Origin of the sequence: Streptomyces sp. NRRL WC-3626 (assembly GCF_000718785.1) — a bacterium.
GTDB lineage: Bacteria > Actinomycetota > Actinomycetes > Streptomycetales > Streptomycetaceae > Streptomyces > Streptomyces edwardsiae.
This window is the reverse complement of record NZ_JOCA01000009.1, coordinates 268,671-294,597: the sequence shown is the minus strand read 5'-3', so window position 1 is coordinate 294,597 and position 25,927 is coordinate 268,671. Positions and strand designations below refer to the sequence as shown.

The following is a 25,927-nucleotide window of genomic DNA, read 5'->3' as shown; positions in this document are numbered from 1 at the left end:
GGGCCCGCCCACGGCGGACGGGCCCCCACCCCCGTACGCGATCCAGGAGCAGACCCATGTACGAACTCAGAGGCGTCACCCGGCGCTACACGCGCGGCAAGGAGACCGTCCACGCGCTGGACGGCGTCGACCTGACCATCCCCGACGGCGACCGGCTCGTCATCCAGGGGCCCACCGGCGGCGGCAAGTCCACGCTGCTGCAGATGCTCGGCGGACTCGACCGGCCCAGCTCCGGCGAGATCGTCCTCGACGGCACCGACCTCGCGAAGCTGCCCGAGGCCCGGCTCACCCGGGTCCGCAGCGAGAACATCGGCTTCGTCTTCCAGTCGTTCAACCTGATCCCCACGCTCACCGCGCAGGAGAACGTCGAGACCGCGCTCGTCCCGCTCGGCGTCAAGGCACGGGAGCGCCGGGAGAAGGCCGCCGAGGCGCTGGCATCGGTCGGTCTGGGCGAGCGGCTGGCACATCTGCCGGGCGAGATGTCCGGCGGCCAGCAGCAGCGCGTCGCCATCGCGCGGGCGCTGGTGAAGGAGCCCAAGGTGCTGCTCGCCGACGAGCCCACCGGAAACCTCGACGAGTCGATGCGCGACGAGATCATGGACGTACTCGTCCGGATGTGGCAGGAGTTGGGGCTGACCTTCGTCATGGTCACCCATGACTCGGCCATCGCGAAGGCGGCCCCGCGCGTGGCGACGATCCGCAAGGGCCGGATCACCGTGAAGGAGAACACCCGCGCCTGATACCGAAATCCCCAACCCGGCGATCGTGTAACGGAGTTCCGGCGGTGGTGTTACAGCCGCCCGTCGACTTCGGCACCGTTTCCGGAGTCCCTTGAGACGCGTGATCACCCCTCGGCATACTCCTTGATCCGGGGGGTGCGCGCATGTGTACGAGACCACCCCCGGCCGGGTGACGACGAGTGCACCCGGGACACCGCTAGGGGGAACCTTGCGCAGACAAGTCAAGAGAGCGTGTGCGGCCACGGTCGCCACGGCGACCGCCGTGGCGCTCGCGGCGGGGATGGCCGGACCGGCGTCGGCCGACGGGGAGCGTACGACCACCGCTTCCCCGGTCTCGAAGCCGGTCAAGCACCGGATCACGCTGATCACGGGAGACCGGGTCGCCGTCGACGCCAAGGGCCGGGTGGTCGGCCTGGAGCGGGCCGAGGGCCGCGAGCACATACCCGTCCAGGTCCGCCGTACCGGCGGCCACACCCTGGTGCTGCCGGTCGACGCCGCCCGGCTGATCGCGAGCGGCAAACTGGACCAGCGGCTGTTCGACGTCACCGAGTTGAACAAGGCCGCGACCCGGGGCTCGCAGCAGCGGGGCCTGAAGGTCATCGTCGGCTACAAGGGCGGCGCTCAGGCCGCCAGGGCCGACGTCCGTGACGCCGGCACGGTCCGCCGGACACTGAAGTCCCTGAACGCGGACGCGGTGCAGACCCCGCACGAGGACACGCCCGAGCTGTGGGAAGCGGTCACCGACGGCGACCGTACCGCCTCCGGTATCGCCCATGTCTGGCTCGACGGGGTCCGCAAGGCGTCCCTCGACACGTCGGTGGCACAGATCGGCACCCCCAAGGCGTGGGCGGCGGGTTACGACGGCAAGGGCGTCAAGATCGCCGTCCTGGACACCGGCGTCGACGGCACCCACCCGGACCTCAAGGGCCAGGTCACCGCGTCCAAGAACTTCAGCTCGGCCGCGACCGCCGGTGACAAGGTCGGCCACGGCACCCATGTCGCGTCCATCGCGGCCGGTACGGGCGCCCAGTCCAAGGGCAAGTACAAGGGCGTCGCACCCGGCGCCAGCATCCTCAACGGCAAGGTGCTCGACGACGCCGGCTTCGGTGACGACTCCGGCATCCTCGCCGGCATGGAATGGGCGGCCGCGCAGGGCGCCGACATCGTCAACATGAGCCTGGGCGGCATGGACACGGCCGAGGTCGATCCGCTGGAGGCGGCGGTCGACAGGCTGTCCGCCGAGAAGGGCGTGCTGTTCGCCATCGCGGCCGGCAACGAGGGCCCGCAGTCGATCGGTTCGCCCGGCAGCGCGGACGCCGCCCTGACCGTCGGCGCCGTCGACGACCAGGACGCGCTCGCCGACTTCTCCTCCACCGGCCCCCGCCTCGGCGACGGCGCCGTCAAGCCGGACGTCACCGCCCCCGGCGTGGACATCACGGCCGCCTCCGCGAAGGGCAACGCGATCGCCGAGGAGGTCGGCGAGAACCCGGCCGGCTACATGACCATCTCCGGTACGTCGATGGCGACCCCGCATGTCGCGGGCGCGGCGGCGATCCTCAAGCAGCAGCACCCGGAGTGGACCTACACGGAGCTGAAGGGCGCGCTCACCGGCTCCACCAAGGGCGGGAAGTACACGCCGTTCGAGCAGGGCTCGGGCCGCGTCCAGGTCGACAAGGCCATCGCGCAGACCGTGATCGCCGAGCCGGTGTCGCTGAGCTTCGGCGTCCAGCAGTGGCCGCACACCGACGACAAGCCGGTCACCAAGGCGCTCACCTACCGCAACCTCGGCACCCAGGACGTCACCCTGAAGCTGACGTCGACCGCCACGAACCCCAAGGGCAAGGCGGCCCCGGCCGGCTTCTTCACCCTGGGCGCCACGACGGTCACCGTCCCCGCGGGCGGCAAGGCATCCGTGGACGTCACCGCCGACACCCGCCTCGGCGGCACGGTGGACGGCGCCTACTCGGCGTACGTGGTCGCGACCGGCGGCGGGCAGAGTGTCCGTACGGCGGCCGCGGTGGAGCGCGAGGTCGAGTCGTACGACGTCACGCTGAAGTTCCTCGACCGTGCGGGCAAGCCGTCCGCCAACTACGTCGCCAGCCTCGCCGGTGTCTCCGGTCTGGGCACCGAGCGGTGGTTCCAGCCCTACGAGGCCGACGGCACCGTCACCCTCCGCGCGCCCAGGGGCGGTTACGTCCTCGACACCAGCATCCTCGTCGGCACCGACCCGGAGACGTACCGGGGCGCCGACTGGATCGCCCAGCCCAAGCTGGACGTCACCAGGAACACGACGATCACCCTGGACGCCCGTAAGGCCAAGCCGGTGAACATCACCGTGCCGGACAAGGCGGCCAAGCCGGTGTTCGCCTCCGCCGACTTCAGTGTCGAGACGAAGGAAACCTCCTTCGGCTTCGGCTGGTGGCTGGACTCGTACAAGAACTTCCGCTCCGCCCACCTCGGCCCGCAGATCACCGACGGCTCGCTGCACCAGCAGTGGGACGCCCACTTCAGCAAGGGCGCCAAGGACCAGTACAGCACCATCGCCGGCGGCAAGGTCAAGAAGCTGTCCACCGGTTACACCCGCGCCTACAAGGCCGGCGAACTCGCCACGGTGAAGGTCGGCATGGGCGCCCCGGCCAAGGGCAAGGAGGGCACCGTCTCCTCCGCGGGGTGGCTGCCCGGCAGTGGCGGCGCCGCCTCGATCGGCAGCGCGCAGAAGCTGCCCGGTACCCGCGTCCTGCACCTGTCCACCGCGGGCGGGGTGAAGTGGGACCTCGACTTCGAGCAGTCGGGCGGGGTCGACGCGGAGGGCTGGCCCGTCTCCGAGGCCGGCTACCTCATCGGCACCGGAAAGGGCTACAAGGCCGGCAAGACCTATCAGGAGACCGTCAACACGGCCGTGTTCGGGCCGCGCCTCACCTCCGACTACGGCATCTTCCGGGACGGCAACAGCATCTCCGGGCTGATACCGCTGTTCGCCGACGGCAAGGGTCACGAGGGGTCCTCGGTGTTCTCCTCGGTCACCACGACCCTGTACCGCAACGGCAAGAAGGTCGGCTCGCACGACGACCCGCTCCTCGGTGACAAGGAGTTCAAGGTCCCGTCCGGTGACGCCGCGTACAAGCTGACCACCTCGGTCAAGCGCAGTGCCAAGGTCGCCGCCGTCTCCACGCGGATCGACGCGAGCTGGACCTTCCGCTCCAAGAAGACCGCGGAGCTGAAGCAGCTGCCCGTCTCCTCGGCCCGCTTCCAGGCGGTCACGGGGCTGGACAGCAAGGTGAAGGCCGGCCAGAAGGCCACGTTCCCGGTCACCGTCGAGGGCGCCGCCAAGGGCAAGAACCTCAAGTCCCTGTCGGTGTACGTGTCGTACGACCTCGGCAAGACCTGGAAGAAGACCACGGTGAAGAAGGGGAAGGTCACCGTCAAGAACCCCGCGAAGGGGAAGGCGGTCTCCCTGCGCGCCAAGATCACCGACAAGAAGGGCAACACGTCGACGATCTCGGTCTACAACGCGTACTACGGCAAGTAGACCGCGTGTGAACGGACGGCCCGCCGGGAGGTCTCCCTCCCGGCGGGCCGTCGCTGTCGTGGCGCGGGGGCGTTCCGGCTCAGGGGGCCGTCGCGTCCGCTCCGGACCGCCGGGCGTCCGCACCCCAGCTGCCCAGCAGCCGCAGTGCCTCCGCCGACGGGGTGCCCGGCTCGGCGAAATAGGTGACCAGCGACTGCCCGGAGTCGTCACCGGCCGGGCGGAACGACTCCCACAGCAGCGTCAGTTCGCCGACCAGCGGATGCCGTACGCGCTTGGTGCCGCGGCACTTCTCCTTGACGTCGTGCGCCGCCCACAGCCTGCGGAACTCCTCGCACTTCACGGAGAGCTCGCCGACCAGCGCGGACAGCTGCGGGTCCTCCGGGTGGACGCCCGCGTCCATGCGCAGATAGCCGACCATGTCGGACGCCTTCTGCTCCCACTCCACGAACAGATCCCGGTAGTCCGGGTTGAGGAAGACGAGCCGCGCCCAGTTCCGCTCCTGCGCCGGGAGTGCTCCCCAGTCGCCGAAGAGCGCCGCCGCCATCCGGTTCCAGGCGAGGATCTCCGCGCGCCGGCCGACGACGTACGCCGGGACGCCGTCCATCGACTCCAGCAGATACCGCAGGGCGGGGCGGGCCTGCTGGGTACGGGCCACGGGCTTGCGCTGCCGCTTCGGCTTCGCCAGATGCGTGAGATGGATCCGCTCGGCGTCGTTGAGGCGCAGGGCGCGCGCGATCGAGTCCAGCACCTCCGCCGAAACGTTCCGCCCGTTGCCCTGCTCCAGGCGCGTGTAGTACGCCACGGACACCCCGGCGAGCTGTGCCAGCTCCTCACGGCGCAGGCCCGGCACCCGGCGGTGGCGGCCGAAGTCCGGCAGGCCCACGTCCTCCGGCTTCAGCCGGGCCCGCCGGGTGCGCAGGAACTCGCTGAGCTCCGCCCGAGGGTCGAGGCCGCCGCCCGCGGAGCCGGTGGGAGGGGTGTGCTGCTCGTCCATGCCTCCAGTATTCCCGGTCGTACGCCCGCCATCCTGTCCCCGTCAGTGGTACGCACGGCCAACGTAGGCAAAGCGGTGGTCTGGGTGAATGCCGGACGTCGTCGCAGGCTGGAGCCGTGCCCGTCCGGAAAGAAGGCGGCCGGGCGCACGACCCCACAAGGAGAACCCCGGCATGACCACCGTTGCCGCGTACGCCGTACCCGCCGCCAAGGCTCCGCTGGAGCGGACGACCATCGAGCGGCGCGCGGTGGGCGAGCACGACGTACTGATCGACATCAAATTCGCCGGCATCTGCCACTCCGACATCCACCAGGCCCAGGAGGGCTGGGGCGAGGCGATCTTCCCCATGGTCCCCGGCCACGAGATCGCCGGTGTGGTCTCCGAGGTCGGCCCCGGTGTCACCCGCTACCGGGTGGGTGACCGCGTCGGCGTCGGCTGCATGGTCGACTCCTGCCGCGAGTGCGAGAACTGCGAGGCCGGCCGGGAGCAGTACTGCACCGGCGGCGGCATGGTCGGCACGTACAACGCCCTGGACCGGAACGGCGAGCCGACCTACGGCGGCTACGCGGAGAAGATCGTCGTCGACGCGGGCTATGTCGTCCGCATCCCCGACGGGATCCCCCTCGACGCGGCCGCCCCGCTGCTGTGCGCCGGCATCACCCTGTACTCCCCGCTCAGGCGCTGGGGCACCGGTCCCGGCAAGAAGGTCGCGATCCTCGGCATGGGCGGCCTCGGCCACATGGGCGTCAAGATCGCGCACGCGCTGGGCGCCGAGGTGACGGTGCTGTCGCAGTCCCTGCGCAAGAAGGACGACGGCCTGAAGCTGGGCGCCGACCACTACTACGCGACCAGCGACCCGAAGACCTTCGAGGAGCTCCGGGGTACCTTCGACCTGATCGTGTCGACGGTCTCGGCCCCGCTGGACTTCAACGCCTATCTGTCCCTGCTGAAGACGGAGGGCGCGCTGGCCAACGTCGGTGCCCCCGAGGCACCGGTCTCCCTCAACCTCTTCTCGCTGCTCGGCGGCGGGAAGATCCTCGCCGGCTCCATGATCGGCGGCATCGCCGAGACCCAGGAGATGCTCGACTTCTGCGCCGCCCACGGCATCGGCGCGGAGATCGAACTGATCGCCGCGTCCGAGATCAACGAGGCCTACGACCGTGTCCAGAACAGCGACGTCCGCTACCGCTTCGTGATCGACACGGCGACGATCTGACCCACCCGGCGCCCCCTCGCCACCGACGAGGGGGGCGCACCGGTCAGTGCGGGAGGGTGGCCGGGTTGCCGCCGTTGGCCTCGTAGCCGGCTACCGCCAGGGCGCGGAAGACGGCGAACTCCGCGGCCGGATCGGGGGAGAGGGTCCAGGGGAGGGCGCCCACGTGGCCGTCGATGTGTATGAGCTGGTCCATGGCCTCCGCCCAGCGCTCGCCGCGCACCAGGAAGAAGACCAGCAGGTGCCGCACGTGCGCCGCCATCGGGTCGTCCGGGCGGGCCGAGTGCACCGCGTGCAGCGCGCCGTGGACCGCCTTGGTGACCGTCTCACTCCGGTAGAAGCCGGAGACCAGGTTCACCTCGGGCAGATGCTCGAACACCGCGAAGAGCGGCATCGCCGCGAGGAGGGAGCCCTGGGGCGCCCGCGCCGCCGCGGCCTCCGCGAACGCGTACGCCTGCTGCCGCGAGCCGTGCCACTTCTCGCACCAGTAGTGCAGCGCCGCCAGATGCGCCCCCATGTGGGCCGGGGCGCGGTCCAGGATCTTCAGCCACAGCTGCTCGAACTCCTGCTGGGAGTAGCCGAGTCCACGCGCCACCGACAGCTCCACGATGTACGGCACCGGGTCACCGGGAGCCAGCAGCGCCGCCTCGCCGCACGCCGCCTTCGCCTCCTCCATGATGATCCGGAACTCGTCCGACCCGGGCGCCGCCGTACGCCACGCCTGCTGCACCAGGAACTCGGCGTGCACCGCGGCGCCCCCGGCGTCCTTCGGCAGCTCAGTCCGCCACACCCGCAGCCACTGCCCGCCCGGTGCCTCGCCCACCCCGCCGGGCCGCTGCTGCAGCTCCAGGGAGGCCGCGCCCGCGAACGCCTGGACGCGCTGCCAGCGCCGCTCGCTCTCCGCGTCCGTGCCGGCCAGCAGCTGCTGGGCCGCGCGGTAGTCCTGGGTGCGCTGCACCAGGTCCAGGACGTCCAGCAGGTCCTGGTCCGGGCCCGGCATACGGATGTCCAGCTCCTCCTCGCGGGCGAAGCCGTAGTTCGCCGGGTCCGCCGCGTCCGGGTGACCGGCGGGGACCTGTGTGATCGTCCCGCGCCCGCGTCGCACGAACGGCACCACCACGAAGCCGAGCATGACGAGCGCGATCAGGACCCAGAGAATCTCCATGTCTCAAGCGAACCAGACGGCGCGGACAATTGGCCAACCCGATGCCGGACCCTGTGGAAAACTCTTCGCCCCTCCGCGGCGCCGGGTCCGCGCCCGGCGCCCGCACCGGGCGCGGACTACCCTCGGGTCCCATGAGCGACAGGCACATCAGTCAGCACTTCGAGACGCTCGCGATCCATGCGGGCAACACGGCCGACCCCCTGACCGGCGCGGTGGTCCCGCCGATCTACCAGGTGTCCACCTACAAGCAGGACGGCGTCGGCGGACTGCGCGGCGGCTACGAGTACAGCCGCAGCGCCAATCCGACCAGGACCGCGCTGGAGGAGAACCTCGCCGCCCTGGAGGGCGGCCGCCGCGGCCTCGCGTTCGCGTCCGGACTGGCGGCCGAGGACTGCCTGCTGCGTACGCTGCTCAGCCCCGGCGACCACGTGGTGATCCCGAACGACGCGTACGGCGGCACGTTCCGCCTCTTCGCCAAGGTCGTCGCCCGCTGGGGCGTGGAATGGTCGGTCGCCGACACCAGCGACCCCTCCGCCGTACGGGCCGCGATCACTCCGAAGACCAAGGCCGTCTGGGTGGAGACCCCCTCCAACCCGCTGCTCGGCATCACCGACATCGCCGCCGTCGCCCAGGTGGCGCGGGACGCGGGCGCCCGGCTCGTCGTCGACAACACCTTCGCCACGCCGTACCTCCAGCAGCCGCTCGCGCTCGGCGCGGACGTCGTCGTGCACTCCCTGACCAAGTACATGGGCGGCCACTCCGACGTCGTCGGCGGCGCCCTGATCACCGGGGACGCGGGGCTGGGCGAGGAGCTCGCCTTCCACCAGAACGCGATGGGCGCGGTCGCCGGCCCCTTCGACTCCTGGCTGGTGCTGCGCGGCACCAAGACGCTCTCGGTCCGCATGGACCGGCACAGCGAGAACGCCACGAAGATCGCCGACATGCTCGGCCGCCACCCTCGCGTGACCAGCGTCCTGTACCCGGGGCTGCCGGACCACCCCGGTCACGAGGTCGCGGCCAAGCAGATGCGGGCCTTCGGCGGCATGGTCTCCTTCCGCGTGGAGGGCGGCGAGGAGGCGGCCGTCGCGGTCTGCGACCGGGCGAAGGTGTTCACCCTCGGTGAGTCCCTGGGCGGTGTCGAGTCGCTGATCGAACACCCGGGCCGGATGACGCACGCGTCCGTGGCCGGTTCCGCGCTCGAGGTCCCCGCCGACCTGGTGCGGCTGTCCGTGGGCATCGAGAACGTCGACGACCTGCTCGAAGACCTCCAGCAGGCGCTCGGCCGGTAGGTCCTGTCGGTCCGGGTCCCGGTCTCACCAGCCCGTGAGCGGTGGAGTCGTCTCCGACGGCGGCTCCACCCAGGGCCGGGCCGTCAGCGCCCACACGACGAACGCCACGGCCACCGCCAGCAGGAGCAGCCACATCGCGCGCCGCGCGAGCGTCCTGCGGCGCAGGATGCGGGCGCCGCGCCGTGCCGCGTCCGCGTGGATCTCGGGCGGCAGGGACGGCGGCGACTGCTCCAGCATCCGCCGCACCGTCGCCTCGCGCTTCAGCCGGGTCACGACGCCACCGCCTTGACGCCGCCCACCGCCGGGGCCGGTCTCGGGGGCGGGCCCAGGACGACCGCCATCGCGCGGTTGAAGACCGCCCGCACCCGCTCCGCCGGCATGCCGAGCAGGGCCGCCGTCTGTTCCTCGGCGATCCCCTCGTACAGCCGCAGCACCAGGATCAGGCGTTCCTGCGGGGTGAGCCGGGCGAGCGGGGTGTCCTGGCGGGCGCGGTTGCGCAGGCGGGCGGCGGGGTGGTGCCAGGCGGTGTTCGCGAAGCGGGTCGCCAGGTACTGGCGGGTGTGGTCGTAGGGGTCTCCGCCGCGCAGCCGGTCCCAGTCCGCGTACGTGTGCGCGAGGGCGAGGGTGAGGAGGCGGCGGGCGCGGGGGTTGGCGGTGGGGGGTTCCGCGGTGAGGAGGGTGGCGGTGTGCAGGAGGCGGGCGCCGGCGCCGGCGACGTAGGCCTCGAAGTCGTGGGATGTGTCGTGCCGTGATCGCAACCGTGCCTCCCCACCCCTGAGAGCCGTTGGCTCTCATATCAGGGCAGGGGGCGGGGCGGGGTCAAGGGGTGTGCGTGGGCGGGGGTACGGGTTTTTTCTCGCCCCCGCCGCCCCTTCCCGTCCCGAACCCGAAGCTCCGCCTCCAGACCCCGCTCCTCAAACGCCGGAGGGGCTGCTTCTTAGCCCGTCCGGCGTTTGAGGACGAAGGCCCGGAAGGCCGGCACAGGGGTGTGGGGGGCGGAGCCCCCGGGGTCAGGAGTCCGAACGGTCAGGGGTGGACATCCGTGCCGACAGCGCTCCGTTGAAGCGCGACAGCAGGCCGCAGAACGCCTCGCGTTCCTCCGGGGCCCAGTCCTCCGTCAGTTCGGCCATCAACTGGCGGCGGGAGGAACGTACTTCCTCCAGGCGGGACTGGCCGCGCGGAGACAGCTGAAGGACGACCGCGCGGCCGTCCTCGGGGTGCGAGGTCCGCTTGACCAGGCCGGTGTCCACGAGCGGGGCGACCTGCCGGGTGACCGTCGAGGAGTCGATGCCCATGCTCGCGGCGAGCGCCTTGACGCCCATCGGGCCTTCCTTGTCCAGGCGGTTGAGCAGCAGATACGCGGCGCGGTCCATCGAGTTGCGCACCTGGCCGACCCCGCCGAGCCGCGTCTGTTCCGCACGGCGGGCGAACAGCGCCACCTCGTGCTGCAGCGTGTCGAGAAGGCCGGTGTCGCCGACGGCCGTCAGGTCCGTCCTCATGTCCATCGACATATCAGGTGATGTGGGCATGGCCGGGGGCTCACTTCGTGGAGGGCTGCTAATTGGGGGACAGGGTACGCGGCCGGACGGCAGGCCGTACGGGCGCTGCGCAAAGCCGCGTCCGCGGGTTGGTCACACCGGTCGCCGCCGCCGGTGAACTGCGATGCTGGAGTCATGAGCTACAGCACGGCCGGCTCCCTGCGGGCCGTCACCCTCGACGATGTGCGCGGCGCCCAGAAGATGCTGTCCGGTGTGGCGCGCACGACCGTGATGGAGGGGAGCCGGTACCTGTCCCGCCTCGCGGCCACCCCGGTCCATCTGAAGTGCGAGAACCTGCAGCGGACGGGGTCGTTCAAGCTGCGTGGCGCGTACGTCCGGATCGCCGGACTGCTGCCCGAGGAGCGGGCCGCCGGTGTCGTGGCGGCGAGCGCCGGCAATCACGCGCAGGGGGTGGCGCTCGCGTCGTCGCTGCTCGGCGTGGCCTCCACCGTGTTCATGCCGAGGGGTGCCCCGCTGCCGAAGATCAGCGCGACCCGGGAGTACGGCGCCGAGGTGCGCCTTCAGGGCCAGGTGGTCGACGAGACGCTGGCCGCGGCGATGGAGTACGCGCACGAGACGGGTGCCGTGTTCATCCATCCCTTCGACCACCCGGACATCATCGCGGGGCAGGGCACGGTGGGCCTGGAGATCCTGGAGCAGTGCCCGGAGGTGCGCACGATCGTCGTCGGGGTCGGCGGGGGCGGGCTGGCCGCCGGGATCGCGGTCGCGGTGAAGGCGCTGCGGCCCGATGTGCGGATCGTGGGGGTGCAGGCGGAGGGCGCGGCCGCGTATCCGCCCTCGCTGGCGGCCGGGCGTCCGGTGTCGGTGGGCGATCCGGTGACGATGGCCGACGGGATCAAGGTGGGGCGGCCCGGTGATGTGCCGTTCGGGATCGTCGACGAGCTGGTGGACGAGGTGTGCACGGTCAGCGAGGGCGAGCTGTCGGCCGCGCTGCTGCTCTGTCTGGAGCGGGCCAAGCTGGTCGTCGAGCCGGCCGGGGCGAGCCCGGTCGCGGCGCTGCTGAGCCGGCCCGGCGCCTTCGAGGGGCCGGTGGTGGCGGTGCTGTCCGGCGGCAACGTGGATCCGGTGCTGATGGAGCGTGTGCTGCGGCACGGCATGGCCGCGCAGGGCCGCTACCTGACCGTACGGCTGCGTCTGACGGACCGGCCGGGCGCCCTCGCCTCGCTCCTGGGGGCGTTGTCAGTGGTGGATGCGAACATCCTCGATGTGGGCCATGTACGGACCGATCCACGGCTCGGGCTCACGGAGGCGGAGGTCGAACTGCGCCTGGAGACCAAGGGCCCGGAGCACTGTGCCGAGGTCGACCGGGCGCTGCGCGAGGCGGGTTACACGGTCATGGACTGATCCCCGGGAAGCTCCGGGACCGGTACCCGACAGGGCGTCACTCCTTCGGGTAAATCCATTGTGAGACGCGATACATCGCGTTATGGTGTGTCTCTCGTCACCGGCCGGGTCCGTGCGTCCCGCCGCCCGGACCGGGCGAAAAAGTTCAGCACATCAAAGCGTACAAACCTAGGCTTTCCGAAGAATCACGACGACGTGGAGACTCATATGCCAGGCGCCATCTATGCCGAAGGTCTGGTCAAGACCTTCGGGAACGTAAGGGCACTGGACGGCGTCGACCTGGAGGTCCCCGAAGGCACCGTCCTGGGCCTGCTCGGGCCGAACGGCGCGGGCAAGACCACCACCGTCCGCTGTCTGACCACCCTGCTGCGGCCCGACAGCGGCAAGGCGGTCGTCGCCGGCCTCGACGTGCTGAAACAGCCCGACGCCGTACGCCGCTCCATCGGCCTGTCCGGCCAGTTCGCCGCCGTCGACGAGTATCTGACCGGCCGCGAGAACCTGCAGATGGTCGGACAGCTCTACCAGATGAGGGCGAAGGCCGCGAAGACCCGCGCGGACGAACTGCTGGAGCAGTTCAACCTCGCGGACGCCGCCGACCGCACCGCCAAGACCTACTCCGGAGGCATGCGCCGCCGGCTCGACCTCGCCGCCGCCCTGGTCGTCTCGCCGCCCGTGATGTTCATGGACGAGCCGACCACCGGCCTCGACCCGCGCAACCGCCAGCAGCTGTGGGAAGTGATCAAGCAGCTCGTCTCCGGCGGTACGACCCTCCTGCTCACCACCCAGTACCTGGAGGAGGCCGACCACCTGGCGCACGACATCGCGGTCGTCGACCACGGCAAGGTCATCGCCCAGGGCACCTCCGACCAGCTGAAGGCCCGCACCGGCGGCGAGCGCGTCGAGGTGGTGGTGCACGAACGCGAGCACATCCCGTCCGCCTCCGCGCTCCTGGACAAGTACAGCCTGCGCGGCGCCGGCCGGGGCGACACCACGGTCGAGGACCACATGCGCAAGATCACCACACCGGTCTCCGGCGGGGCGAAACTCCTCGCCGAGATCATCCGCGACCTCGACACCAGCGGCATCGAGATCGACGACATCGGTCTGCGCCGCCCCACCCTCGACGACGTCTTCCTCTCTCTCACCGGCCATGTCGCGGAGGCCAAGGACGACGAGAACACCAAGGAGGCCGCGAAATGAGCGCCGTCACCGATGCCGTACGGGTCACGGCCCCCGGCAATCCCATCGGCCGGTCGATCCGGGACTCCCTGGTCGTCGCCAAGCGCAATCTGATCCGCATGGGCCGGATTCCCGAAGTGATCATCTTCGGGCTGATCCAGCCGATCATGTTCGTGGTGCTGTTCTCGTACGTGTTCGGCGGGTCCATGGACATCGGCGGCAGTACGAGCCCGCAGGTCTACCGCGAGTTCCTGATGGCCGGCATCTTCGCCCAGACCGTCACCTTCGCCACCGCCGGCGCCGGGGCGGGCATCGCCGAGGACATGCACAAGGGGCTCATCGACCGCTTCCGCTCCCTGCCCATGGCACGCGGCGCGGTGCTCACCGGCCGCACCCTCGCCGACATGGTGCAGACGGCGCTCACCCTGCTCGTGCTCGCCGTCGTCGCCCTGCTGGTCGGCTGGCGCACCCACACCAGCATCGGCGAGGTGCTCGGCGCGTTCGGCCTGCTCCTGCTCACCGGGTACGCCTTCACCTGGATCGGGGCGCTCATCGGCCTGTCGGTCCGCACCCCGGAGGCGGCCACCTCCGGTGGACTGGTCTGGCTCTTCCCGGTCACCTTCGTGTCGAACGCGTTCGTGGACTCCAGCAACATGACGCCCTGGCTGCGTCACATCGCCGACTGGAACCCGTTCAGCGCCACCGTCCAGGCCTGCCGTGAGCTCTTCGGCAACCCGGGGGTCTCCACCTCGGACGCCTGGCCCATGCAGCACCCGGTGTGGGCGTCGCTGATCTACTCGGTCCTGATCATCGTGTTCTTCCGCACCCTCGCCGTGCGCAAGTACCGCTCGGCCGCGGCATGACGAAGCCCCCGGCACCGCGCGGGTGCCGGGGGCCCGTCAGGGACTCGCGGGCGGATCAGCCGCTGTAGGGCTTCGCCTCAAGGATCTTCACCGAGGCGACCTTGCCGTTCGGCAGCTCGTACTGGGCGTCGTCGCCGACCTTGTGGCCGATGACGCCGGAGCCCAGCGGGGACTGCGGCGAGTAGGTCTCGATGTCGGTGCTCGCGTACTCGCGGGAGGCCAGCAGGAAGTCCAGCGTGTCGTCCTCGTCGCCGTCGAAGGCGATCGTCACGACCATGCCGGGCGCCACCACGCCGTCGGCCGCCGGGGCCTCGCCGACCTTGGCGTTCTCGAGGAGCTGGGTCAGCTGGCGCACACGGAGCTCCTGCTTGCCCTGCTCCTCCTTGGCCGCGTGGTACCCGCCGTTCTCCCGCAGGTCCCCCTCCTCGCGCGCGGCCGCGATCTTCGCGGCGATCTCCGTGCGCGCGGGACCAGTAAGGTACGCAAGCTCGTCCTTGAGCTTGTTGTACGCCTCCTGGGTCAGCCAGGTGACGTTCTCGCTGGTCTGGGTCACAGGTGCTCCTCGTAGGTACTGGGAATACAAAGCAACGCCCTACCCAGAAGGATGGTCCTCCAGGGATGGGCGAAACCACGAGCCTAACAATTCAGTGCCCGAAGGGGGAGGACATAAGCCACCAGACTCATGTCAGCGCAGGTCAGCAGCCAGGTATTCCCGGCGGTGCCGGTCCGTGCGCCGGTCCGGGCGTCAGTCCGTGTGGCAGCCGACGAGCTCGGCGGTCGTACCCGGGGAGGTCGTACGCAGCGTGACGACCTCATCGACGCGCGTGGCGTCCCTGTCGAAGCGGAAGTCGGCGCGGCCCACCTCGGCGCCGTCCTCGGACTGGGAGCGGACGGTGCAGTAGCCGTCGACGCCGGCGTCCTTGTGCACCTCCAGATGCACCTTCACCGCGTCGTCGGAGATGTCGAAGCCGATCACCTCGGCGCTGATCTCGTTCTGCGCGACGTAGTGGTAGCCGAGCCAGCCGACCAGCCCGAGCAGCAGCACCGCCAGCACGCCGCCGACGACCTTGAGGGTGCGGTCGGCACGCTGGTCCGAGGAGCGGCCGTAACGGCCCTCGGGCAGCCGCGTGCTCGGCGTACTCATGATCGTCTCCTCGGCTCGGAACCCGGAGCCGGACCCCGGAATTATTCGTCCCCCGATTCGGTCACTATAGAAGCCTGCGACTGCGCCGCCGCACTGAGGGCGCCTACCGACTTGAGGATTGAGTCTTGACTGACCAGCTGCGACTGATGGCCGTCCACGCCCACCCCGACGACGAGTCGAGCAAGGGCGCGGCCACCATGGCGAAGTACGTGTCCGAGGGGGTGGACGTGCTCGTGGTGACCTGCACGGGCGGGGAGCGCGGCTCCATCCTCAACCCGAAGCTGCAGGGCGACGCGTACATCGAGGAGCACATCCACGAGGTGCGCAAGAAGGAGATGGACGAGGCCCGGGAGATCCTGGGGGTGAAGCAGGAGTGGCTCGGGTTCGTGGACTCCGGTCTGCCCGAGGGCGACCCGCTGCCGCCGCTGCCGGAGGGCTGCTTCGCCCTGGAGGACGTGGACAAGGCGGCCGGTGAGCTGGTCCGCAGGATCCGCGCGTTCCGCCCGCAGGTGATCACCACGTACGACGAGAACGGGGGGTATCCGCACCCCGACCACATCATGACCCACAAGATCACGATGGTGGCGTTCGAGGGTGCGGCGGACACGGCGAAGTACCCGGAGGGGGAGTACGGGCCGGCGTTCCAGCCGCTGAAGGTGTACTACAACCAGGGCTTCAACCGGCCGCGTACCGAGGCGCTGCACGAGGCGATGCTGGACCGGGGGCTGGAGTCGCCCTACGGGGACTGGCTGAAGCGGTGGAGCGAGTTCGAGCGCAAGGAGCGGACGCTCACCACGCATGTGCCGTGCGCGGACTTCTTCGAGATCCGGGACAAGGCGCTGATCGCGCACGCGACGCAGATCGATCCGGACGGGGGCTGGTTCAGGGTGCCGATGGATCTTCAGCGGGAGGTCTGGCCGACGGAGGAGTACGAGCTGGCGAAGTCGCTCGTCGATACCTCCCTCCCCGAGGACGACCTCTTCGCGGGCATCCGGGACAATGTCTGACATGAGCGCAAGCGCAAGTCTGGCAATGACGCACCTGGTGCCTCTGGCGAAGGAACTCGACGAGGACAAGGTGACGCCCGGTGTTCTCGGGTTCATCGTGTTCGCGGTGATGGCTCTGGCGGTGTGGGGGCTGATGAAGTCGATGAACCGGCACATGGGGCGGGTGGACTTCCCGGAGGCGTCCGAGGAGCCGAAGCCGGAGCCGACGACGGCGGACGGTCGAGGCTGAGCCCTCCACCCCTGCCGCCCTCGGGGCTGCGCCACCCCGCCGCCCTCCGCGGGCAGCCTTAAGAGCCTGAGAGGTCCCCCGGTGACACGGGCGCGACGGCACCCGGGAGGCGTAGGGCTGCGCCACCCTGCCGCCCTCCGCGGGCAGTCGTGCCGCTGGGGCGGCACGGGTGGGCGCGACGGCACCCCGTAAGCGCCGGGCCGCGCGACTCACCCCGGTCAGGCAGCGTCGCCGGGTGCCGGCTCGTGGGTGGTTGTGCCCACCCGTTCCGCCCTGCGGAACGACTGCCCACAACCACGGCGGGGTTGCGACGCACCCTGCGTCATCTCACGCCACAACCACGGCGGGGTTGCGACGCACCCTGCGTCATCTCACGCCACAGCCACGGCGGGGTTGTGACGTGCCCTGCGTCATCTCACGCCACAGCCACGGCGGGGTTGTGACGCGCCCTGCGTCATCTCACGCCACAGCCACGGCGGGGTTGTGACGCGCCCCGCGTCGGTGTCGCGTCGGCGCGGATGGTCAGCGGGTGGTGACCGGTACGCCCATTACCTCGCGGGCGTGGCGGGTGGGGACCATGCCGAGGTGCCAGGCCTGCCAGCCGGACTCCAGGGTGACCCCCCGCTCCAGGAGGAGCTGGTACGCCTCCACGCAGTCGGCGAGTTTCCCGTCGCGCAGGGCGTGGCCCGCCCGCCCCAGCTGGGCCAGCTCCTCCTGCGCCACCGCCGTACCGACCTCCGTACCCCCCGGCGCCGCGTACGGCAGCAGCGTGCAGCGCAGGAAGCGCGCCCAGTCCTCGCCGCGCCGGTCGCCGTACGAGGCGAACAGCGCCACCGCCTCGTCGCACAGCGCCAGCGCCTGCGGCGTGCGCGCGTTGCCCGCGTCCACGACCGCCAGCTCCAGACAGGTCCACGCCTCCCCGTGCGCGACCCCGATCCGCTGGAAGTCGGCGCGCGCGTCGACCAGGAGCTGCCGGGCGAACCCGGAGTTGCGCAGCGACCCCGTCTGGGCCGCCCGCTGGTCCCGGGTCACCCGCGCCGAGTGGTGCCGGGCGCAGGCGAGGCCGTACACGTCCCGCATGCGGGAGAACATGGTGCGGGCCCGTTCCAGCTCACGCACCGCCCGGTCCAGGTCGCCGGTCTCCTCCAGGGCCTGTCCCAGGTAGTACAGCGTCCACGCCTCGCCCCGCGCATCCTCGTTGTCCCGGTGCCGGGCGGCGGCCCGGCGCAGATCCTCGACCGCCGGTGACGCGTCCCCGTCCACGAGCCGGGTCCGCGCCAGCTCGGTCAGCGCCCACGCCTCACCGCGGGCGTCGCGGGTGCGGCCGTAGAGCTCCAGGGCGGTACGCAGCTCGGTCTCCGCCCGCGGCACGTCGCCCATCCGAAGGTTCAGCTGCCCCAGCTGGAAGTGCGCCCACGCCTGTCCGTGCACGGACTCGCCCGCGCGGTGCAGCACCAGCGACTCGGTCAGCAGGTCCAGGGCCTCGGAGAGCCCGGCCCGGTCCCGTACGACCGCCGCCAGCGCGTGCATCGTCCAGGCGCGGTCCGTGGCCAGCTCGGGCGCGGCCTGCAGATCCAGCGCCTCCCGCAGCTTCGCCGACGCCTCGGTCAGGTTGCCCTGGTGGTGCAGCGTGATGCCGAGCGAGGTCAGGGCCCGCGCCGCGCCCGCCTCGTGCTGCGCCTCCCGGTACAGGTCCACCACCGATGTCAGCGTGCTCCGCGCCTTGTCCAGCTCGCCCAGCTGACGGGCCGCGATGCCGGTGCGCCACTGCACGGAACGCACCAGCAGCCCCTCGTCCACGGCCTGCGCCAGTTCGTTGATCTCCCCGAGCCGGTACAGGTCGCCGCGCAGCAGGCAGTAGTCGCACAGCGCGCCGAGCAGGTTCAGCACCGCGCCCCGGTCCACGCCCTCGGCGTGCCGCAGCGCCGCCGTGATGAAGCTCGACTCGTCGTCCAGCCAGCGCAGCGCCTCGTCGAGCGAGGTGAAGCCGTAGGGGCTGAAGCGGTCGGAGCGGGTCGACATGTTGCCGTCGACGAGCCGCAGCACCGAGTCGGCGAGTTCGGCGTAGTTCACGATCAGCCGTTCCTGTGCCGCCGTGCGCTCGGCGGGTTCCTCCTCGTCGTGGAGCCGGGCGAGGGCGAAGGCGCGGACGAGGTCGTGCAGCCGGTAGCGGCTGTGCCGTACGCGGTCGATCAGCCCGGCGCGGTGCAGCGCGGTCAGATGCCGGGTGGCCTCGGCCTCGTCGGTGGCGAGCAGCGCGGCCGCCGCCGCGGCGCCCAGCGAGGCCCGCCCGGCCAGTGCGAGCCGCCGCAGCAGCCGCCGTACGGTGTCCGGCTGGTCGGTGTAGCGCAGCCACAGGGCCCGCTCGACCGGTTCGACGGGACCGTAGGCGCCGAGGTCGGTGGCGAGGGCGAGCGGGGAGCGCGGGCCCAGGGCGGCCCCGGCGATCCGCAGTGCCAGCGGCAGGCCCCCGCACAGCTCCCGGACCCGTTCGGCGGAGTCGGCGTCGTACGGCCCGGAGGTGTCCTGCGCGGCGGCCGCGAGCAGTTCCTCCGCGCCGGCCGGGTCCAGTGGCTCCACCGGCAGCTGGTACACCCGGGCCGGCAGATCGTCAGGCAGCCCCAGCGGCGCGCGGGAGGTCACCAGGACCAGACTGTCGGACCGCTCGGGGATCAGCGTGCGGACCTGCTGCGGATCACAGGCGTCGTCCAGGACGATCGTGACCGGCATCCCGGTCAGATGCTGGTGGTACAGCTCGCTCAGCCGCTTGACCTGCTGGTCCGGGGACGACCGCTCACGGAACAGCAGCTGCTCGCGCGGCGCCCCGAGCCGGTTCAGCAGGTGCAGCAGCGCGTCCCGCGTGGACAGCGGCGGCTCACCGGGGCTGTCGCCGCGCAGATCGACGACGCACGCGCCCCGGAAGTGGTCCTTCAGATCGTGCGCGGCGCGCACCGCGAGCGTCGTACGGCCGCTGCCGGACGTCCCGTGCAGCACCACCACCGTCGGCCGGGTCTCCGTGGTCGCGCGGGCCGCCCGCACCCACTGCCGGATCCGCGCCATCTCCTGCCGCCGCCCCGCGAACGGGCCCAGCGGTTCGGGCAGTTGCCCGAACGACTGCTCCAGCACACTGCGCCCGCGGGCCGCCGCGCTCTTGTCCGTGCCGCGCAGCCGGGGCCCCGTCTTCTTCGGCCCGGTGGACGCGGCCAGCACCCGCTGCTGGTCCAGGAACGGCCGTATCCCGCGCACCTCCAGCGCCGTCAGCCACTGCAGTCGCAGCTGTTCGGGCCCGCCCGGCTGGCTCACCGCGCCGGCCCGGTGATGGGCGGCGGGCACATGGGCGCCGGCCACCTTCACCACGGTCGCCGCCGCGCCCACGACCCCGACGGCCACGCCCGCGCCGAGCGCCGTCCCGGTGCCCGTCCCCAGCGCCATGTCGGCGACCACGGCGGCCACCCCGGCCACGCCGGCGACGAGCAGCGGCGTCCCGGCGCCCTCGCGGGCGTACCGCTGGCGGAAGCTGAGCTGCCCGGCCTGCGCCTCGTCCAGCGCGCGCGTGTACGCCGCGTACTCCTCGGCCGAGCTCGACGCCATCGACTCCAGCGAGCCGCGCGCCCGCGCGAGCAGCACCTTGCCGTCGGTGCGCCCGCCCGACCGGCGCACCTCCTCCTCCACCGCCCGCGCCAACAGCCGCTCGGCGTCGGACCGATGACTGTCCCGCATGACATGTCCCCCTCCGACGGCAACTCCTACGCCCCCGAGTGTCCTTCGGACGGAGCGTCAGCGCGAGAGGGCGACGATCAGCGACCGCGACGGCGGACGGCCTCCTGCGCGTGTCGGGGGCCGGGGTGCGCGAGGATGGCCGTATGGCGAACCGACTTGCGCAGGCCACGTCCCCCTACCTCCTCCAGCACGCCGACAACCCGGTCGACTGGTGGTCCTGGTCCGAGGAGGCCTTCGCCGAGGCGCGGCGGCGGGATGTGCCGGTGCTGCTGAGTGTCGGCTACTCGAGCTGCCACTGGTGTCATGTCATGGCGCACGAGTCCTTCGAGGACCGGGACACCGCCGATGAGATGAACGCGCACTTCGTCAGCGTCAAGGTGGACCGTGAGGAGCGGCCCGACGTGGACGCCGTCTACATGGAGGCCGTGCAGGCGGCGACCGGGCAGGGCGGCTGGCCGATGACCGTGTTCCTCACGCCGGACGCCGAGCCGTTCTACTTCGGTACGTACTTCCCGCCCGAGCCCCGGCACGGCATGCCGTCCTTCCGGCAGGTGCTCCAGGGCGTCCACCAGGCGTGGGGGGAGCGGCGCGGCGAGGTCGACGAGGTGGCCGGGAAGATCACCCGGGACCTGGCCGGACGGGAGATGTCCTACGGCGACGACCGGCTGCCCGGTGAGGAGGAGCTCGCGCAGGCGCTGCTCGGCCTGACCAGGGAGTACGACCCGCAGCGCGGCGGGTTCGGCGGGGCGCCGAAGTTCCCGCCGTCCATGGTGCTGGAGTTCCTGCTGCGGCACCACACCCGCACCGGCGCGGAGGGCGCCCTGCAGATGGCGGCGGACACCTGTGAGCGCATGGCGCGCGGCGGGATCTACGACCAGCTCGGCGGCGGCTTCGCCCGGTACTCCGTCGACCGGGACTGGATCGTGCCGCACTTCGAGAAGATGCTGTACGACAACGCCCTGCTGTGCCGGGTCTACGCCCATCTGTGGCGGGCCACCGGCTCCGGACTCGCCCGCCGGGTCGCGCTGGAGACCGCGGACTTCATGGTCCGCGAACTGCGCACCGCCGAGGGCGGGTTCGCCTCCGCACTGGACGCCGACAGCGACGACGGCACGGGCCGGCACGTCGAGGGCGCCTCCTACGTGTGGACGCCCGCGCAGTTGCGTGAGGTCCTCGGCGACGACGACGCGGAACTCGCCGCGCGTTACTTCGGGGTGACCGCCGAGGGCACCTTCGAGGAGGGCGCCTCGGTGCTGCAGCTCCCCCAGCGCGACGAGGTGTTCGACGCCGCACGGATCGACGGCATCCGGGAGCGGCTGCTCGCGGCACGCTCCGAGCGGTCCGCGCCCGGCCGGGACGACAAGGTGGTCGCCGCCTGGAACGGGCTCGCGATCGCGGCGCTCGCCGAGGCCGGGGCCTACTTCGGCCGGCCGGACCTCACGGAGGCCGCCGTCGCCGCCGGTGATCTGCTGATCCGGCTGCACCTGGACGACCAGGCCCGTATCGCCCGCACCAGCAAGGACGGCCGGGCCGGCGCGAACGCGGGCGTGCTGGAGGACTACGCCGATGTCGCCGAGGGCTTCCTGGCGCTCGCGTCGGTGACCGGCGAGGGGGTGTGGCTGGAGTTCGCGGGGCTGCTGCTCGACCATGTCCTGGCCCGCTTCACCGACGCCGGATCGGGTGCCCTGTACGACACGGCGTCCGACGCGGAGCGGCTGATCCGGCGCCCGCAGGACCCGACCGACAACGCGGCCCCGTCCGGCTGGACCGCCGCCGCGGGCGCCCTGCTGAGCTATGCCGCGCACACGGGTTCCGAGCCGCACCGTACGGCCGCCGAGCGGGCGCTGGGCGTGGTGAAGGCGCTCGGTCCGCGGGTGCCGCGGTTCATCGGGTGGGGGCTGGCGGTCGCCGAGGCCGTACAGGACGGTCCGAGGGAGATCGCGGTGGTCGGTCCGGCGCTGGACGACCCGGCCACGGCCACCCTGCACCGTACGGCGCTCCTGGGTGCCGCGCCCGGCGCGGTGGTCGCCGCCGGCACCCCGGAGAGCGACGAGTTCCCGCTCCTGGCAGACCGCCCCCTGGCCGGGGGCCGGCCGGCCGCCTACGTCTGCCGCAACTTCACCTGCGACGCGCCGACGACGGACCCGGACCGGCTGCGCACGGCCCTGGGCGACGGAATCGCCGCGGTGTGAGCGAGGCCGGGGCGCGGTGGCGGCCATGGAACGCGCGGGTGCGTCATGGCTGGTCGCGTCCACGCGGCGGAGCCGCACATCGCTACGGCCCCGCGCCCCTTCGGTGCGCTTGCCCTCAGCCCCGCTCGGGCTGTGAAGCGACCGCCCGCTCCACGATCGCGACGAGTTGCTCGTGATGCGCGCCCTTCCAGTAGGCGCGCCCGCACTCACCGCACTGCGCGAACACGTCGTACGACCGGTGCGTACCGCCCTTCAGCTGGTCCGCGACCTCGTCCTTGGTGACCTTGCGCAACATCCCGTTGCAGGCCGTGCACCGGGTCCAGGGCCGTAGCTCGGGGCGGAAGCGGTCCAGCACGTAGGTGAGTTGTTCCTCGGGCCGGGTGCTGTACACGAACGCGCCCGCCCACAGCTCACGCCGCCGCAGCAGCCCCCGGTCGCGGCTGAGCATCACCCGCCGCTCAGCCGCCGACCGCGCGGCCAGCGCCGGATCGCCGATGTCGGTGGACTCGTACGCCGTGTCCACGCCCAGCAGCCGCAGCCGGCGGGCCAGTGTGCCGAGGTGGACGTCGAGCAGGAAGCGCAGGGGAGCCCCCGGTACCCGCTGGGGGTGCGCGACGGCGCGTACCGCCACCGACTCGCCCGCCGCCGGCACATGCCCGGCCGGCACCTCGCGGCCGTCCACGAGCAGCGTGCCGACCTCGGTGAGCGGGACGCCGAGGGACTCGACGACATGGCCGAGGGTGGAGACGCCGTCGGTGGCGGCCTTCGTGGCGCCGGTGGGGCGTGCCCGGGGGACGAAGAGCAGCAGCTCGGTGGCGAACTCGACGTGGATCTCGGGACCGTTCACCCGGCCAGGATGCCATGCCGGGTGGACGCGGTCCGTGGAATCACGCGTGCTGGTAGGCCACCAGGGAGATGCCGACGTAGTGGGCGATGAAGGCGGCCAGGGTGAAGGAGTGGAAGACCTCGTGGAAGCCGAACCAGCGCGGTGACGGGTTGGGCTTCTTGATGCCGTAGATGACCCCGCCCGCGCTGTAGAGCAGACCGCCCACGATCACCAGGACGAGTACGGCGATGCCGCCCGAGCGCATGAAGTCCGGCAGGAAGAAGACGGCCGCCCAGCCCATCGCGATGTAGCAGGGCGTGTACAGCCAGCGCGGCGCGCCGACCCAGAAGACCCGGAAGGCGATCCCGGCCACCGCCGCCCCCCAGATGCCCCACAGCAGCCACCGTCCCTTGGACTCGGGCAGCAGCAGGATGGTCAGCGGCGTGTAGGTGCCCGCGATGATCAGGAAGATGTTGGCGTGGTCGAGGCGGCGCAGCACCCCGTCCATGCGGGGGCTCCAGTCGCCCCGGTGGTACAGCGCGCTCACGCCGAACAGCAGGCAGGCGGTCAGGGCGAAGACCCCGCAGGCCAGACGCCCGCGTGCCGAGTCGGCGAAGGCGGTCAGCACCAGCCCGGCGACCAGGGCGGCGGGGAACATGCCGAGATGCAGCCAGCCGCGCAGCTTGGGCTTGACCGGATGCGGCAGGGAGGTCTCCACCGGGCCGTCGGCCGGCGGATCCGTGGGGGCGTCGGGGACGAGCGCAGTCATGCTTCGCATCGTACCTACGGGACCGTAAGTTACGCGTCGGGCCGTCGAATTGACGAGCACGAAGTGGCCATCATCTCACGCCACCCCTCCGCGTTGTCACGCAAAGAAATCGCAAGGTGAACCCAACGTGCGCGCAAAGTGTCCCGAGAAACCGTGGTCATCGTCACGTTGCTCACTTGTGCGGCCCTCTGGACAGATGGGCGCTCCCGTCGGATGATCAAATGAGTGCGGTCGACACCGGATGAGCGCGCAGCGCACCACCGTGCAGCATCCGGGTCGCAGCCCCCACGGGGCCTCCCAACAAAAAACCCTCATTTAGGAGCAATCGTGGCGCGCGACATCGCGGAACCCGGCGTCCCCACCACCCACCAGGGACTGATCTCCTGGGTCGACGAGATCGCAGACCTGACGCAGCCGGACCGGGTGGTCTGGTGCGACGGCTCGGAGGCCGAGTACGAGCGCCTGTGCGGGGAGCTCGTCGCCAAGGGCACCTTCCGGAAGCTGGACCCGATCAAGCGCCCGAACTCCTACTACGCGGCCTCCGACCCCACCGACGTCGCCCGCGTCGAGGACCGGACCTTCATCTGCTCCGAGAAGGAGGAGGACGCCGGCCCCACGAACCACTGGAAGGCCCCCGCCGAGATGCGGGACGTCTTCCGGGGCGAGCAGGGCGTCTTCCGCGGCTCGATGAAGGGCCGCACCCTGTACGTCGTGCCCTTCTGCATGGGCCCGCTCGGCTCTCCGCTGTCCGCCATCGGCGTCGAGATCACCGACTCCGCGTACGTCGCCGTCTCCATGCGCACCATGACCCGTATGGGACAGCCCGTCCTGGACGAGCTCGGCGACGACGGCTTCTTCGTCAAGGCCGTGCACTCGGTCGGCGCCCCGCTGGAGCCCGGCCAGGAGGACGTCCCCTGGCCCTGCAACAGCACGAAGTACATCTCGCACTTCCCCGAGGACCGCGAGATCTGGTCCTACGGCTCCGGCTACGGCGGCAACGCCCTGCTCGGCAAGAAGTGCTACGCCCTGCGCATCGCGTCCGTCATGGCCCGCGACGAGGGCTGGCTGGCCGAGCACATGCTCATCCTGAAGCTCACGCCCCCCACCGGTGAGTCCAAGTACGTCGCCGCCGCCTTCCCGTCGGCCTGCGGCAAGACCAACCTCGCCATGCTGGAGCCCACGATCTCCGGCTGGACGGTCGAGACGATCGGCGACGACATCGCCTGGATGCGCTTCGGCGAGGACGGCCGCCTGTACGCCATCAACCCGGAGGCCGGCTTCTTCGGCGTCGCCCCCGGCACCGGCGAGCACACCAACGCCAACGCGATGAAGACCCTGTGGGGCAACTCCGTCTTCACCAACGTCGCCCTCACCGACGACAACGACGTGTGGTGGGAGGGCATGACCGAGGAGACCCCGGCCCACCTCACCGACTGGAAGGGCAACGACTGGACTCCCGAGTCCACCACGCCCGCCGCGCACCCCAACGCCCGCTTCACCACCCCCGCCGCGCAGTGCCCGATCATCGCGCCGGAGTGGGAGGACCCCAAGGGCGTGCCGATCTCCGCGATCCTCTTCGGCGGCCGCCGGGCCAGCGCCGTACCGCTGGTCACCGAGTCCTTCGACTGGAACCACGGTGTCTTCCTCGGCGCCAACGTGGCCTCCGAGAAGACCGCCGCCGCCGAGGGCAGGGTCGGCGAGCTGCGCCGCGACCCGTTCGCCATGCTGCCCTTCTGCGGCTACAACATGGGCGACTACATGGCGCACTGGGTCGACGTGGCCAAGGGCAAGGACCAGTCGAAGCTGCCCAAGATCTACTACGTCAACTGGTTCCGCAAGAACGAGGACGGCACGTTCGTCTGGCCCGGCTTCGGTGAGAACTCCCGCGTCCTGAAGTGGATCGTGGAGCGCCTGAACGGCGAGGCGGAGGGTGTCGAGACCCCGATCGGCGTGCTCCCGGCCAAGGCCGCGCTGGACACCGCCGGTCTGGACCTCTCCGACGCCGACCTGGACTTCCTGCTCAGCGTCGACAAGGACGTCTGGCGCGAGGAGGCCGCCCTGGTCCCCGACCACCTCAACACCTTCGGTGCGCACACGCCCGAGGAACTGTGGGACGAGTACCGGGCGCTGGTGCGGCGCCTGGGCTGAGGCCCGCCACAGACCCC

At 71.4% G+C, this 25,927-nt stretch carries 21 protein-coding genes; 11 read left to right on the top strand and 10 right to left on the bottom strand.

The genetic code is table 11. From position 1 onward, the window contains the following. Positions 1 to 56 precede the first annotated feature (56 nt). Positions 57 to 740: an ABC transporter ATP-binding protein gene (locus IF28_RS0117100; protein WP_030220573.1), complete on the top strand. Its 684-nt coding sequence runs from the start codon at positions 57 to 59 to the stop codon at positions 738 to 740. A 280-nt stretch (positions 741 to 1,020) separates the two neighbouring features. Next, a complete protein-coding gene (locus tag IF28_RS0117095; protein ID WP_051713774.1) occupies positions 1,021 to 4,269 on the top strand; it encodes a S8 family peptidase in 3,249 nt (1,082 codons plus the stop codon). A gap of 79 nt (positions 4,270 to 4,348) precedes the next feature. Here IF28_RS0117095 and IF28_RS0117090 read toward each other — a convergent pair whose 3' ends face one another. Then, positions 4,349 to 5,263 carry a helix-turn-helix domain-containing protein gene (locus tag IF28_RS0117090; protein ID WP_030220566.1) on the bottom strand — a complete coding sequence of 305 codons (915 nt, stop codon included), beginning with the start codon at positions 5,261 to 5,263 and terminating at the stop codon, positions 4,349 to 4,351. A 172-nt stretch (positions 5,264 to 5,435) separates the two neighbouring features. Here IF28_RS0117090 and IF28_RS0117085 point away from each other — a divergent pair, with 172 nt between their 5' ends. Further along, positions 5,436 to 6,479 carry an NAD(P)-dependent alcohol dehydrogenase gene (locus IF28_RS0117085; RefSeq protein ID WP_030220563.1) on the top strand — a complete coding sequence of 348 codons (1,044 nt, stop codon included), beginning with the start codon at positions 5,436 to 5,438 and terminating at the stop codon, positions 6,477 to 6,479. A 43-nt stretch (positions 6,480 to 6,522) separates the two neighbouring features. On the opposite strand, the gene IF28_RS0117080 is transcribed toward IF28_RS0117085, so the two are convergent. Beyond that, positions 6,523 to 7,641 (bottom strand): hypothetical protein, encoded by a 1,119-nt coding sequence (locus IF28_RS0117080; protein WP_030220562.1) that lies wholly within the window; start codon positions 7,639 to 7,641, stop codon positions 6,523 to 6,525. Positions 7,642 to 7,772: 131 nt separating this feature from the next. Between IF28_RS0117080 and IF28_RS0117075 the strand changes: the two genes are divergently transcribed. Then, a complete protein-coding gene (locus tag IF28_RS0117075) occupies positions 7,773 to 8,930 on the top strand; it encodes a cystathionine gamma-synthase (protein WP_030220559.1) in 1,158 nt (385 codons plus the stop codon). 24 nt (positions 8,931 to 8,954) lie between these two features. Here IF28_RS0117075 and IF28_RS39865 read toward each other — a convergent pair whose 3' ends face one another. The 3 genes from IF28_RS39865 to IF28_RS0117060 form a co-directional block, all read right to left on the bottom strand. Beyond that, positions 8,955 to 9,203, bottom strand: a complete 249-nt coding sequence (locus tag IF28_RS39865) for a hypothetical protein (RefSeq protein WP_030220556.1) — start codon at positions 9,201 to 9,203, stop codon at positions 8,955 to 8,957. Then, positions 9,200 to 9,688: a sigma factor-like helix-turn-helix DNA-binding protein gene (locus tag IF28_RS0117065; protein WP_030220553.1), complete on the bottom strand. Its 489-nt coding sequence runs from the start codon at positions 9,686 to 9,688 to the stop codon at positions 9,200 to 9,202. The genes IF28_RS39865 and IF28_RS0117065 overlap by 4 nt, the downstream gene beginning before the upstream one ends. 252 nt (positions 9,689 to 9,940) lie before the next feature. Continuing rightward, a complete protein-coding gene (locus IF28_RS0117060; protein ID WP_030220550.1) occupies positions 9,941 to 10,429 on the bottom strand; it encodes a MarR family winged helix-turn-helix transcriptional regulator in 489 nt (162 codons plus the stop codon). Positions 10,430 to 10,603: 174 nt separating this feature from the next. On the opposite strand from IF28_RS0117060, the gene ilvA reads away from it, so the two are divergent. The 3 genes from ilvA to IF28_RS0117045 all read left to right on the top strand — a co-directional run bounded on the left by ilvA (position 10,604) and on the right by IF28_RS0117045 (position 13,875). Next, entirely contained in the window at positions 10,604 to 11,833 is a 1,230-nt protein-coding gene (gene ilvA, locus IF28_RS0117055; protein WP_030220547.1) for a threonine ammonia-lyase, read from the top strand. Positions 11,834 to 12,040: 207 nt separating this feature from the next. Next, positions 12,041 to 13,033: a daunorubicin resistance protein DrrA family ABC transporter ATP-binding protein gene (locus IF28_RS0117050; protein WP_030220544.1), complete on the top strand. Its 993-nt coding sequence runs from the start codon at positions 12,041 to 12,043 to the stop codon at positions 13,031 to 13,033. Further along, a complete protein-coding gene (locus IF28_RS0117045) occupies positions 13,030 to 13,875 on the top strand; it encodes an ABC transporter permease (protein WP_030220541.1) in 846 nt (281 codons plus the stop codon). The genes IF28_RS0117050 and IF28_RS0117045 overlap by 4 nt, the downstream gene beginning before the upstream one ends. Positions 13,876 to 13,930: 55 nt before the next feature. Here IF28_RS0117045 and greA read toward each other — a convergent pair whose 3' ends face one another. Both greA and IF28_RS0117035 read right to left on the bottom strand, forming a co-directional pair. Further along, positions 13,931 to 14,428 (bottom strand): transcription elongation factor GreA, encoded by a 498-nt coding sequence (gene greA, locus IF28_RS0117040; RefSeq protein ID WP_030220538.1) that lies wholly within the window; start codon positions 14,426 to 14,428, stop codon positions 13,931 to 13,933. 192 nt (positions 14,429 to 14,620) lie between these two features. After that, positions 14,621 to 15,019 carry a DUF4307 domain-containing protein gene (locus IF28_RS0117035; protein WP_030220537.1) on the bottom strand — a complete coding sequence of 133 codons (399 nt, stop codon included), beginning with the start codon at positions 15,017 to 15,019 and terminating at the stop codon, positions 14,621 to 14,623. A 125-nt stretch (positions 15,020 to 15,144) separates the two neighbouring features. Between IF28_RS0117035 and mca the strand changes: the two genes are divergently transcribed. Together mca and IF28_RS0117025 are read left to right on the top strand one after the other, a co-directional pair. Then, the gene (gene mca, locus IF28_RS0117030) at positions 15,145 to 16,026 is read left to right on the top strand and encodes a mycothiol conjugate amidase Mca (protein ID WP_030220536.1); all 882 of its coding nucleotides are present in this window, start codon (positions 15,145 to 15,147) and stop codon (positions 16,024 to 16,026) included. Continuing rightward, positions 16,019 to 16,255 (top strand): hypothetical protein, encoded by a 237-nt coding sequence (locus IF28_RS0117025; protein WP_037893434.1) that lies wholly within the window; start codon positions 16,019 to 16,021, stop codon positions 16,253 to 16,255. The genes mca and IF28_RS0117025 overlap by 8 nt, the downstream gene beginning before the upstream one ends. 522 nt (positions 16,256 to 16,777) lie before the next feature. On the opposite strand, the gene IF28_RS0117020 is transcribed toward IF28_RS0117025, so the two are convergent. Next, a complete protein-coding gene (locus IF28_RS0117020) occupies positions 16,778 to 19,975 on the bottom strand; it encodes a tetratricopeptide repeat protein (protein ID WP_030220534.1) in 3,198 nt (1,065 codons plus the stop codon). Positions 19,976 to 20,118: 143 nt separating this feature from the next. On the opposite strand from IF28_RS0117020, the gene IF28_RS0117015 reads away from it, so the two are divergent. Beyond that, on the top strand, positions 20,119 to 22,167 hold the full coding sequence (locus IF28_RS0117015) for a thioredoxin domain-containing protein (RefSeq protein WP_030220529.1): 2,049 nt from the start codon (positions 20,119 to 20,121) through the stop codon (positions 22,165 to 22,167). 115 nt (positions 22,168 to 22,282) lie between these two features. Here IF28_RS0117015 and IF28_RS0117010 read toward each other — a convergent pair whose 3' ends face one another. Together IF28_RS0117010 and trhA are read right to left on the bottom strand one after the other, a co-directional pair. After that, positions 22,283 to 23,014, bottom strand: coding sequence for a Mut7-C RNAse domain-containing protein (locus tag IF28_RS0117010; RefSeq protein WP_030220527.1), 732 nt, complete (start codon positions 23,012 to 23,014; stop codon positions 22,283 to 22,285). A 40-nt stretch (positions 23,015 to 23,054) separates the two neighbouring features. Then, on the bottom strand, positions 23,055 to 23,762 hold the full coding sequence (trhA, locus tag IF28_RS0117005; protein ID WP_030220525.1) for a PAQR family membrane homeostasis protein TrhA: 708 nt from the start codon (positions 23,760 to 23,762) through the stop codon (positions 23,055 to 23,057). 327 nt (positions 23,763 to 24,089) lie between these two features. Here trhA and IF28_RS0117000 point away from each other — a divergent pair, with 327 nt between their 5' ends. Beyond that, positions 24,090 to 25,910, top strand: a complete 1,821-nt coding sequence (locus IF28_RS0117000; RefSeq protein ID WP_030220522.1) for a phosphoenolpyruvate carboxykinase (GTP) — start codon at positions 24,090 to 24,092, stop codon at positions 25,908 to 25,910. The last annotated feature ends 17 nt before the right edge of the window (positions 25,911 to 25,927 follow it).

Coding starts and splice junctions, on each gene's coding strand:
- IF28_RS0117060 (WP_030220550.1), bottom strand. CDS start 10,429: ATGAGGACGGACCTGACGGCCGTCGGCGACACCGGCCTTCTCGACACG.
- ilvA (WP_030220547.1), top strand. CDS start 10,604: ATGAGCTACAGCACGGCCGGCTCCCTGCGGGCCGTCACCCTCGACGAT.
- IF28_RS0117095 (WP_051713774.1), top strand. CDS start 1,021: ATGGCCGGACCGGCGTCGGCCGACGGGGAGCGTACGACCACCGCTTCC.
- IF28_RS0117015 (WP_030220529.1), top strand. CDS start 20,119: ATGGCGAACCGACTTGCGCAGGCCACGTCCCCCTACCTCCTCCAGCAC.
- IF28_RS0117080 (WP_030220562.1), bottom strand. CDS start 7,641: ATGGAGATTCTCTGGGTCCTGATCGCGCTCGTCATGCTCGGCTTCGTG.
- IF28_RS0117020 (WP_030220534.1), bottom strand. CDS start 19,975: ATGCGGGACAGTCATCGGTCCGACGCCGAGCGGCTGTTGGCGCGGGCG.
- IF28_RS0117075 (WP_030220559.1), top strand. CDS start 7,773: ATGAGCGACAGGCACATCAGTCAGCACTTCGAGACGCTCGCGATCCAT.
- IF28_RS0117090 (WP_030220566.1), bottom strand. CDS start 5,263: ATGGACGAGCAGCACACCCCTCCCACCGGCTCCGCGGGCGGCGGCCTC.
- IF28_RS0117045 (WP_030220541.1), top strand. CDS start 13,030: ATGAGCGCCGTCACCGATGCCGTACGGGTCACGGCCCCCGGCAATCCC.
- IF28_RS0117025 (WP_037893434.1), top strand. CDS start 16,019: ATGTCTGACATGAGCGCAAGCGCAAGTCTGGCAATGACGCACCTGGTG.
- IF28_RS0117100 (WP_030220573.1), top strand. CDS start 57: ATGTACGAACTCAGAGGCGTCACCCGGCGCTACACGCGCGGCAAGGAG.
- trhA (WP_030220525.1), bottom strand. CDS start 23,762: ATGACTGCGCTCGTCCCCGACGCCCCCACGGATCCGCCGGCCGACGGC.
- IF28_RS0117085 (WP_030220563.1), top strand. CDS start 5,436: ATGACCACCGTTGCCGCGTACGCCGTACCCGCCGCCAAGGCTCCGCTG.
- IF28_RS0117035 (WP_030220537.1), bottom strand. CDS start 15,019: ATGAGTACGCCGAGCACGCGGCTGCCCGAGGGCCGTTACGGCCGCTCC.
- IF28_RS0117050 (WP_030220544.1), top strand. CDS start 12,041: ATGCCAGGCGCCATCTATGCCGAAGGTCTGGTCAAGACCTTCGGGAAC.